Source organism: uncultured Rikenella sp. (genome assembly GCF_910579375.1).
Lineage (GTDB): Bacteria > Bacteroidota > Bacteroidia > Bacteroidales > Rikenellaceae > Rikenella.
The window spans coordinates 1-8,642 of sequence record NZ_CAJTUJ010000077.1 but is presented as its reverse complement, the minus strand read 5'-3'; the positions used below and the strand labels follow the sequence as shown (position 1 = coordinate 8,642).

Sequence of the window (8,642 nt, the reverse complement as noted above, 5' to 3'; positions counted from 1 at the left end):
CGCGGCTTTGGCTACAGGAGGAGACTGCCCTCGGGCCGGGCAGGCCCCGCGTGCCCGCGGTGGGCAAATGGCAGCCTCTACCCCCGTTCTCTGGCCGCGCGCTGGCGGAAATCTTATTCAAACGCGAACTACGCGTTTGAATGATTTCCTTTTCCAGCAGTCGCGCGCGGTCGAGCTTTGACCCGCCTCGAACTATTCCTTTTGGCAACGCGTAGCCAAACTTTAGAGCGCATCCCTACGGGATGCTCTGGCCGGGTCTACCCGCATGTATAAAACCACGGCGGCCTCCACCAAACCTTACTCCGCTGGGTGGTACGAGACGTCGCGCCAGAGGCGACGCCACCGAACCCGCTCGCGCTGGCGATCATAAGAATAGGCTACGCGGGTCACGACGCCCAGCACGAAAACCTCAGGAATGAAGCCCCAATACCGGGAGTCCATCGACGCCGTCGTATTGTCGCCGCACGCAAAATAGAAATTGTCCTCGAACGTGTAGTGCGTCACGATGCTGTCGCCCAGCACCGTTCTGCGCAGCGAGTCGAGACGCGGACGGTGGCCCGTCTCGTACTCCACCGCGGCGGCGTACAGGGCGAGGTTCGAACTGTCCAGCGGAATCCGATCCCCACGGCGCGGCACGTAGATCGGCCCGAAATCCCGAATCGTCCAACGCCCGTAGGCCGAATCGGGAGCCACCGTAAACCGCGTCTCGGGCGGGTAGAGCGACAGATCGAACCGGGCCAGCTCCCGCTGGCTGCGCGGCAGGCCCACTGTTCCCTCCACCCCGCGCACCCGGATCACGCCCCGCTCGGCATAGACCGAATCGCCCGGCAGCGCTACGCACCGCTTGACGAACAACGTATTGAAATCGAATGCAATACGACCCCATCCCCGCGCATAAGGATAGTTGAAGACGATGATATCGCCGCGCTGCAAGGGCCGAAGTCCCCGGTAAGTCCACCGTCGGATGTCGGGTTTCTCGGCCCCCATGCTCTCGAAACTGCGGTGGAGGCGGGCGCCGAAAAGGGCCTTGTTGACGATGATCCGGTCGCCGGCCAGCAGGGTCGGATACATCGACTCGGTCGGCACGGTGAACATCTCCCAGCAGAAAAACCGAGACAGAACCATCACGCAACCCGGCAGAACCACCAGCAGGAAGATTCCAACGCCCCGGAGCAGGGCCTGCCACCACTTTCTTTTGTGCCGTATGCTCATCTTTCCGTGTGTTTTACGCCTGCAAAGATAGGGTTATTCGAGCCACTTCCGCACCCGGGCGCGCATCTCGCGCACGGCGGGCGAAGAGACCCGCTCGTCGAACTCCAGCACGCGGCGGCCCATGGCCCGCATCCGGGCCTCCTGGCCGCTCTCGCGGTAGAGGTCGGTCAGCAGGTAGAGCGGATAGAGCCGTCCCGGTACCACGGCCCAGGCCCGAAGATAGGCCCGCTCGGCAGACGGATAGTCGCCAAGCGCCCGATAGTTGTTACCCAGCAGGTTATAGAGCATCGGATCGGAACTGAGCCCCGCGGCGCGCTCTAAGATCGCGATGCTGCCGGCGGGGTCGCCGACCTTGTTCCGCACGTTGGCCCACTCGAAAAGAAACGAGGGTTCGGCTCCCAGAGCGGGAGCAAGACGTTCATAATCAGTGGCAACGGTCTCGAACCGTTCCATCCGGTAGAGGGGTTCGAGACGGCCCCACGCCGCATAAGTCCGCCTCAACGGCCACGCCGTCCAAAAGGATAACGCGCTGACGACCAAACAAAATCCGAGCACCACCCCACTCCCGATCCGGTCGCCCGCACGCACTACGGAAACAGGCCGGGCGTCATACAGCCCGCCGATGCCGACGGCGACCAGGAGCATCCACAACACCCGGAACGACAACAATTGCAAGGGGTAGGAAGCCGCGGCGAAGACGGACAGGGCGGCCAGCGCGGCGGCAAAACCGCATCCTCCGCTGCGCCACCTTCGCCGAAAGCCGCGGAAGGCGAAAAACAGCACGACGACCATCAGCAGCAAGCCGGGCAGCCCCAGTTCTGCGGCGAGTTGGAGGTAGTCGTTAAAGGCGGCTCCGCTGCTCCCGGCGACCTGCCGTTCGCCGGCGGAGGCGTGCGGGGAGCTCAGCCAGGCGGCCTGATAGTCGCCGTAAACGCCGGCGAAACGCCCGGGGCCGACGCCCTCAAAGGGCCGGTCGGCGATCATCCGCAGGGTGGTCTTCCACATCAGCAGCCGTCCGTCGGCGGAGCGGGCTTTCATGCGGTAAGCGGCGAGTGTCCCGCCGACGAGTACCAGCCCGGCGAGCGGAACGAGCACCCACGCAACCCACTTCCGCTCCCGAAGCCACTGCCGGAGGGGCCGGACGAGCGGTTCCCAGCCGACGATCAGAAAGGCGGTCAGGGCGCCGAGCCAGGCGATGCGGCTCTGGGTGGCGGGCAGCAGCAGGAGGGCGCCGAGCAGAAAAAGGCCCGAGAGTCCGAATGTCCAGAAGCCGGGCGAAAGCAGGAGTTTCGCCTGCCACCCCTGCCGTTCGAGGTACCGGGCCAAGGGTCGACCGAGCCGCACGATCCGGTCGAGGGCGATTCCGGAGACGAGGGCGAGAAAACCGCCCAGCGGGGCGGGATTATGGAAGGTGCCGGTCACCCGGAAGCGGGCGTGGTTCGAGAGGCCGTAGCCGTAGAGCTGGCGGAGGCCGGCGATCTCCTGGACGAGGCCGGCGAGAAGCAACAGAAGGATGATTCCGCGGAAGATCCGCCTGCGGTGGCGCCGGGAGCCGGACGCAAGGCTGATCCGCAGGTCGAGGTACCATACGGTGAGCAGCAAGCTGCTCCACACGCCGATCCGCGGCAAAGCTCCGCCGCTGGCGCCGCGCAGGGCGGCGTAGAGTCCCAGCGCGACGACAAGGCTGTCGCCCAGACGGAGGCCGGTCGCCAAACGGGGTATCGCGACGAGGGTGCCGAAGGCGGCAAGGAGGGTCAGCAGGCCGACGAGGGGGAGAAAATAGAAGAATTGGGAGCTCTCCATCCCTGCGGGGGGCAGCGTGCCGGGCACGAAGAGGGTGCCGAGCAGTGCGCCGAGCAACAGGAGGCTCGACGAGCTCAAGAGGCGGGAGGACAGGTTGCGGAACATACAGGTTATGAATCAATTCCGATCGGGATCGGATTTTTTACAATCAGAATGACTCGACCTCTTTTTCGAAAAAAACGAATCAACGATCGGTTCGAAGAGATAAAGGGGCATATCTGTATTTTTCGCACTATGACAAACCTGGACAATGTGTGAATCTTCTGTCAAAAACAAACAAGGAGTCTCGAATGACACTTCGTTTAAAAGAAGCGGTTTGTCCATCGTCCATATATTCCCTTTTATATCGGACAAATCCAAACCGCCATCCACCTGACCGCCAGGAGTATAAACAACGACCTGCATTCGGGTTCCATAGTCTGAGTAAAACAACGAATCCACCAACTTCAAATTATGCTGGACACAGGGTTTACACATTCTGTAGTCTACATATACCAACAATTTGCGTCCGGCCAACAAGTCAGACAAAACAGATGGCGTTCGATCTGAACGATTCCACACGCGACGCTCCTCTGGCAATTGACACGCTAAGGTCTGCCAATTGCGATACTGGAAAGAACACAGTTCGTTGATAATCAGGCGTAATGTGCGTTTTTCCTGATTCCTTTGCATAACTCGTCGCGTATCCCGCCATCGCAACCCTGTCAATACACAATCGACTATTACCCCCAGCAATAGACTGAGAAACAACACGACGACAATTCTCCGGAGCATAACGTCAACCTACGCTTTAAACCGAAACAAAAGCAACAATATTTTACGATGACCTTGCGTCTTGGCAACGATTTCACGAGTAATGGGAGAATCGCTCTCAAGATCGGGAGAAAACATTTCAGCAGGATCCACTAATGCCACATAATAATCCTGATAAATTCCTATCGGAGTCAGAATCCCTTCGGCATCTTTAATCCGCAACCGATCAATCAAAAGTTCTTTTCCTGTTCGTGAATTTCTCACATAAGCATGCGAAGCAGGCGGCAATTTTTCTTTGTCCCCCGAATGCCAATACCAAAACGACAGGAGGGAATCGTTCATAATAAAATATTGCGGTTTCAAAGCATGATCGGAGGCAAAGAAATCATCTACGAACGTCAACATACGTTCCGTTTCGGTCCACGATTCCTCAGGCATATTCCAACTTCCAAAATCTACGTTCAATACGGGAGTACACCGTGCAGAATCTATTCTATAAAGTGTATTCAGATGAGAGGGATGACAATACAACAAATCTCCATCCCCGGCAACCGACACTGAGGAGGGGGAAGCAGTACTATACGCCATTAGTCCGGAAGTATTGATCCACTGGTCGGTAATATCCCGATGGTTGCCGGTAACTTGATTTAGGATGGTCGATTTCCCGCTCAACCCTACCTCATCATAATTGGACTGGGTAAAATAATGATCGGCATCAATCGGTTTAAACACGACATAGCTATTCGGATCATCCTGTTTGTAAACAAACTCTAACGAAGGAACGCGATAAGCATTGAGCGAACTCTGACAAGAATTAACAAGCAATAAATGACGAGCAGTATCATAAGCATAAAGAGAAGCCTCTAAATATTCCTGAGGCCCTTTTCCGTACCGATCCAAAGTATTCAGATACCTCCCGGAGGTGTCATAAATATGTATTTTATTCTGATATTTATCATGCAAAAAAACATACTCAGAAAAAATACTCGCCTCAACAATTTCGCCCAATATCACACTATCGTCGAGTGACACTATTTTATAGTCAAGTTCCACGTCATCCAAATCATAATCCAGCGCAAGCGCAGGATTAACGACAACAGTCGGAAGAGCAGTCAAAGATTCAGGAGAGGAAGTACAAGCCATTGCACTTATAAGTATTCCTGCAAATATAAATTTCTTCATTACATGAAATATTTAACGGAACAGAAGGGTTTGCTTAAAAAGCAAACCCCGATAACATGATTCCGTAATTTGTGAAAACATGCGTAAACTTAAAGACTGTTTAGTTACGAATTTCACACATCCCTGTTCTACCTGTACATCCTCTTCCAAAAGGATTGTTATGACAATCTGGAAAAACTCCTACTTGATTGTCATCTAAAATTGTAGTTTTTTTTGCCATTGCTTCCAAATTTTGAAGGGTCAAATCGGACACCTCCAACTGCGGAGTTTGCGCTTTGAGGTAGGTCATTATCGACCCGCCGCAAATCAGGGCTGCGCCGCCGGCAGCCAACAGAATTTTTGTTAATTTCTTCATGACAACATGAATTTAAAAAGTGAAAAAATAGTTTTACTGCTCGATTTGAAATCGAACCGCACTCCAAATATAAACATTGCAATCGATTATTCCTAATTTTCGACGAATTATTTTATTTTTAAAATAATTCAATAAATAGATTTCGCCGATTAGACTTTCCGGTCTACGGATCGCCACCGAAAAAACAAGGTTCGCCACGAAAAAAAGGCAGGGCGAACACTGCCGCCCTGCCCTGTATGAAATGCCTCTGTATTCCAACGGAGAAAAAGATATATATCCCTAACAATCAAAGCACTACTCGCCTGCCGCATCGCCGATGCCCAGCGCCGCTGCGTCGGCCGGGGTAAAGGCGTAGTGCTGACCTTTCGTCCGGTTCCACGCGCCGCGCGTGAAGTCCGGAACGGCTACCGGCGCGCTCCCGTTCTCGATCGAGAGCTCCGACAGGCCGGTCAGGCACGACATCTCGGCGGCGTCGTAAACGTCCATGTCCAGCGGCAAACCGTTCCGCAGGCAGTAGATCAGCCGGTAGTCCATCACGAAGTCCATCCCGCCGTGGCCGCCCACTTCCTGGGCCAGGGCGCCGACCTGCCGGATCACGGGGTGCTGATAATCGGCCATCAGGCGGTCGAAGGTCTCGCGCGGAACATAGCTGTGGCCGCTCAGGTTCTGATAATCCAGCCCCTGCACCGCCTCGTTGTCGGCTTCGAGCGAAATCCCGGCTACGGGATACTTCTGGGCGAAGCCTTTCGTGCCGCTCACCTGGTGGATCCGGCTGTAAGGCCGGGGACTGGTGACGTCGTGCTGGATCATCATGGTCTTGCCGTTCTCGGTGCGGATCAGGGTGGTGGTGTGGTCGCCCATCCGATAAGGGGTCTTGGCATAGGCCGAGGTGTCGCCGAATTTCTTGCGGGCGTATTCGGTCATCCCGAACTGGTCGGTGTTCATCGAGACGAGGGTGTTCATCTTATCGCCGCGGTGAATGCCGAGTATCTGGGCGATCGGCCCGAGGCCGTGGGTCGGATAGACGTCGCCGGTGCGCCGGGTGTTCTGTTTCAGACGCCACATGTCGGCGTAGTGCCCCGGTTCGCCTTCTTCGGCGAAGTTCATGGAGCGGAGGTCATGCAAATAAGCCCCTTCGGTATGCACGATGTTGCCGAAGAGCCCCTGCTGGGCCATGTTGAGGGTGGTCATCTCGAAGTTGTCGTAGACGCAGTTTTCGAGCATCAGGCAGTGTTTGCGGGTCTGCTCGGCGGTATTGACGAGCTCCCAGCATTCATCGACGCTGGTGGCGGCGGGCACTTCGATGGCGACGTGTTTCCCGTCTTTCATGGCCTGTACGGCGATCGGGGTGTGGGTGTCCCACCCGGTGCAGATGTAGACGAGGTCGACGTCGGGTTGCGCCACCATTTTCCGCCACGCTGCGGTGTCGCCGAAGTATTCCTGTGCGGCCGGAAAGCCGTTCTGCTGCAACATGGCGTTGGAGGCTTTGACGCGGTCTTCATACACGTCGCACAGGGCGACGATCTTCACGCCGGGAATGTGGGTGAACCGCCGCACGGCGTCGCCGCCGCGCATGCCGAGTCCGACGAATGCCACGCGGACGGTGTCAATGGGGTCGAGCGCGAGCCCGAGCACGTCGCTCTGCCCCTCTGCACGTTCAGGAACGAGGAGTTCGATCACGCCGTCGGCATTCCGCTGGCCGACGCCGGAGAGGGTGCTATTCCGGGAAGAGGTGCCGCAACTCTGAAAAACGAGGGTGACGGCCAGGGCGACCGAAAAGAGTTGAATGAGTCTGATTTTCATGGATTCAGGTCTGGTGATTCGGGTGAAGTGGATGTGGTTTTATTTGGTTTTGCAAATCTGGCTGAGTTCTTCGAAGAGGTTTTCAACACCGTCGGCCATCTCGCGCCGGATCTGGGCGTAGTGTTTCTTCACCAGCGAGGGGTTGTGTTTCTCGGCGGGGCGGTTGATGCGGTCGAGGAGGGTGTTGTTCAGGTCGGCGGCTTTCTCGACGAGGCCGAAGATGGCGTCGCGCTGGCCGGCGGGCTGAAAGTAGAGGGCCACGGAGGCGTCGGAAATCACGGCGTTGACCAGATAGGCGAGGTCTTTTTTCAGGGTGCGAATGCTTGCCATAGTAAAAATCTAAGGGTTTGTTTTTGTGAATTTTCCTCCAAAAGTAACGATTTCGGCGGCAATATCCAAGGCGGGGGGAGTTTAATCGGGGGTGTTCCGGTCTCTCTTCGGGTGCGGAGCGACCCCCGCCCCGGGCTTCCGCGGCAGCACCTCGGGCGCGTTGAGCATCGTCGTCGGCAGCTGCGGGCACAGCTGGGCTTCGACGATTAGCAGCACCAATGGCACGTACTTGAATTTCGACGTGACGCACCTCAGTCCCAGCGGCGCGGACGGACGCGCCTACGGTTTTCTGTTGCGTTGCCTCTCGGAATAAACGGGTCGTTTGTTTACGGGCAGTAATTTAGTGTAAAGGAGCCGGGTTTGAGGGCCGAATGGCACCGCCCCGGGCTACCGCCATCGGGACACAGGCGCACTGCGTGACATCTGCAACGAAGGTACGGTGTGGTCGGCTTCCGCGGTTGACGGCAGCACGTACGCCAGGCGACTGGTGCTCAGCACACAGAGCCTCAGCACCAGCAGCTCGAACAGCCGCGCCTTCAGTTTTCTGTTGCGTTGCCTCTCGGAATAAACGGGCACCCACAGGGTGTTTTATTGCCAGCCTCTACCCTACTTTTGTTTGACTTTGGCGGCCGGAGCCAGCGGGGGCCAAACGAGCATCGCGAGTTGCGGCCCTACGCCGGGAGTGGCTCCGGCCCGCGCGACCCAAAGGGTCGCAAGAACTTTGTCCATTCATCCTCGGCACGCCCCCCTCGCGCCGGTGCCTTCGGGCACTCCGATTGGGGCAACCTCTACCCCAATATGAGGACGGCGATTCCTCATGGAATTGCGCTATTCGCTCCCAGTTCAAGCGGCCGAATCCTGCAGGGCCCAAAACGAGCATTGCGAGTTGCGGGCCTCCGCGGCGGGAGGCTTCGGCCCGAGCGACTCTGCGAGCCGCAACTACAACGGCCCATTCGCCGCCCCAACCATTCGGGTTCGGAGAACCGCAGAAGAAATACCCCATTTATCACTTCATTCTGTGAAGTTCGCCGCCAGCGGTGAGTGCAACGAGCTCCGACGAGTTGCAGCCCTCCGCCTGCCAGGGCGGCGGACTGCGCAGCTCTGCGAGTCGCAGGAGCCCGGCCAACAGCACAGCCCAATCCACTACCCAAATCTCAGCCTCATGCTCGGCCCGGCGCGGCGCGAAAACCGTGGCCGGTTTTCG

Annotated in this window: 9 protein-coding genes; 2 read left to right on the top strand and 7 right to left on the bottom strand. The window is 57.2% G+C overall.

Annotation, left to right across the window (positions count from 1 at the left end; translation table 11 throughout):
- Positions 1–297 precede the first annotated feature (297 nt).
- The 7 genes from lepB to QZ302_RS07050 all read right to left on the bottom strand — a co-directional run bounded on the left by lepB (position 298) and on the right by QZ302_RS07050 (position 7,438).
- A complete protein-coding gene (gene lepB, locus QZ302_RS07080) occupies positions 298–1,212 on the bottom strand; it encodes a signal peptidase I (RefSeq protein ID WP_294593980.1) in 915 nt (304 codons plus the stop codon).
- A 33-nt stretch (positions 1,213–1,245) separates the two neighbouring features.
- Complete coding sequence (locus QZ302_RS07075) at positions 1,246–3,120, bottom strand: O-antigen ligase family protein (protein ID WP_294593979.1); 1,875 nt, start codon at positions 3,118–3,120, stop codon at positions 1,246–1,248.
- A gap of 12 nt (positions 3,121–3,132) precedes the next feature.
- A complete protein-coding gene (locus QZ302_RS07070) occupies positions 3,133–3,687 on the bottom strand; it encodes a hypothetical protein (protein WP_294593977.1) in 555 nt (184 codons plus the stop codon).
- A 111-nt stretch (positions 3,688–3,798) separates the two neighbouring features.
- Positions 3,799–4,950: a 6-bladed beta-propeller gene (locus QZ302_RS07065; protein ID WP_294593975.1), complete on the bottom strand. Its 1,152-nt coding sequence runs from the start codon at positions 4,948–4,950 to the stop codon at positions 3,799–3,801.
- Between the two features lie 100 nt (positions 4,951–5,050).
- Positions 5,051–5,305 (bottom strand): hypothetical protein, encoded by a 255-nt coding sequence (locus tag QZ302_RS07060; RefSeq protein WP_294593973.1) that lies wholly within the window; start codon positions 5,303–5,305, stop codon positions 5,051–5,053.
- Between the two features lie 294 nt (positions 5,306–5,599).
- On the bottom strand, positions 5,600–7,108 hold the full coding sequence (locus tag QZ302_RS07055; RefSeq protein WP_294593971.1) for a Gfo/Idh/MocA family oxidoreductase: 1,509 nt from the start codon (positions 7,106–7,108) through the stop codon (positions 5,600–5,602).
- A 39-nt stretch (positions 7,109–7,147) separates the two neighbouring features.
- Positions 7,148–7,438, bottom strand: a complete 291-nt coding sequence (locus tag QZ302_RS07050; RefSeq protein WP_294593969.1) for a hypothetical protein — start codon at positions 7,436–7,438, stop codon at positions 7,148–7,150.
- A 91-nt stretch (positions 7,439–7,529) separates the two neighbouring features.
- Here QZ302_RS07050 and QZ302_RS07045 point away from each other — a divergent pair, with 91 nt between their 5' ends.
- Both QZ302_RS07045 and QZ302_RS07040 read left to right on the top strand, forming a co-directional pair.
- Positions 7,530–7,751, top strand: coding sequence for a hypothetical protein (locus QZ302_RS07045; RefSeq protein ID WP_294593967.1), 222 nt, complete (start codon positions 7,530–7,532; stop codon positions 7,749–7,751).
- A gap of 126 nt (positions 7,752–7,877) precedes the next feature.
- A complete protein-coding gene (locus QZ302_RS07040) occupies positions 7,878–8,006 on the top strand; it encodes a hypothetical protein (protein WP_294593965.1) in 129 nt (42 codons plus the stop codon).
- Positions 8,007–8,642: the final 636 nt, after the last annotated feature.

Bases quoted from the DNA above. Each gene is read 5' to 3' on its own strand.
- QZ302_RS07050 (WP_294593969.1), bottom strand. From the start codon at position 7,438: ATGGCAAGCATTCGCACCCTGAAAAAAGACCTCGCCTATCTGGTCAAC.
- QZ302_RS07065 (WP_294593975.1), bottom strand. From the start codon at position 4,950: ATGAAGAAATTTATATTTGCAGGAATACTTATAAGTGCAATGGCTTGT.
- QZ302_RS07070 (WP_294593977.1), bottom strand. From the start codon at position 3,687: ATGCAAAGGAATCAGGAAAAACGCACATTACGCCTGATTATCAACGAA.
- QZ302_RS07060 (WP_294593973.1), bottom strand. From the start codon at position 5,305: ATGAAGAAATTAACAAAAATTCTGTTGGCTGCCGGCGGCGCAGCCCTG.
- QZ302_RS07055 (WP_294593971.1), bottom strand. From the start codon at position 7,108: ATGAAAATCAGACTCATTCAACTCTTTTCGGTCGCCCTGGCCGTCACC.
- lepB (WP_294593980.1), bottom strand. From the start codon at position 1,212: ATGAGCATACGGCACAAAAGAAAGTGGTGGCAGGCCCTGCTCCGGGGC.
- QZ302_RS07075 (WP_294593979.1), bottom strand. From the start codon at position 3,120: ATGTTCCGCAACCTGTCCTCCCGCCTCTTGAGCTCGTCGAGCCTCCTG.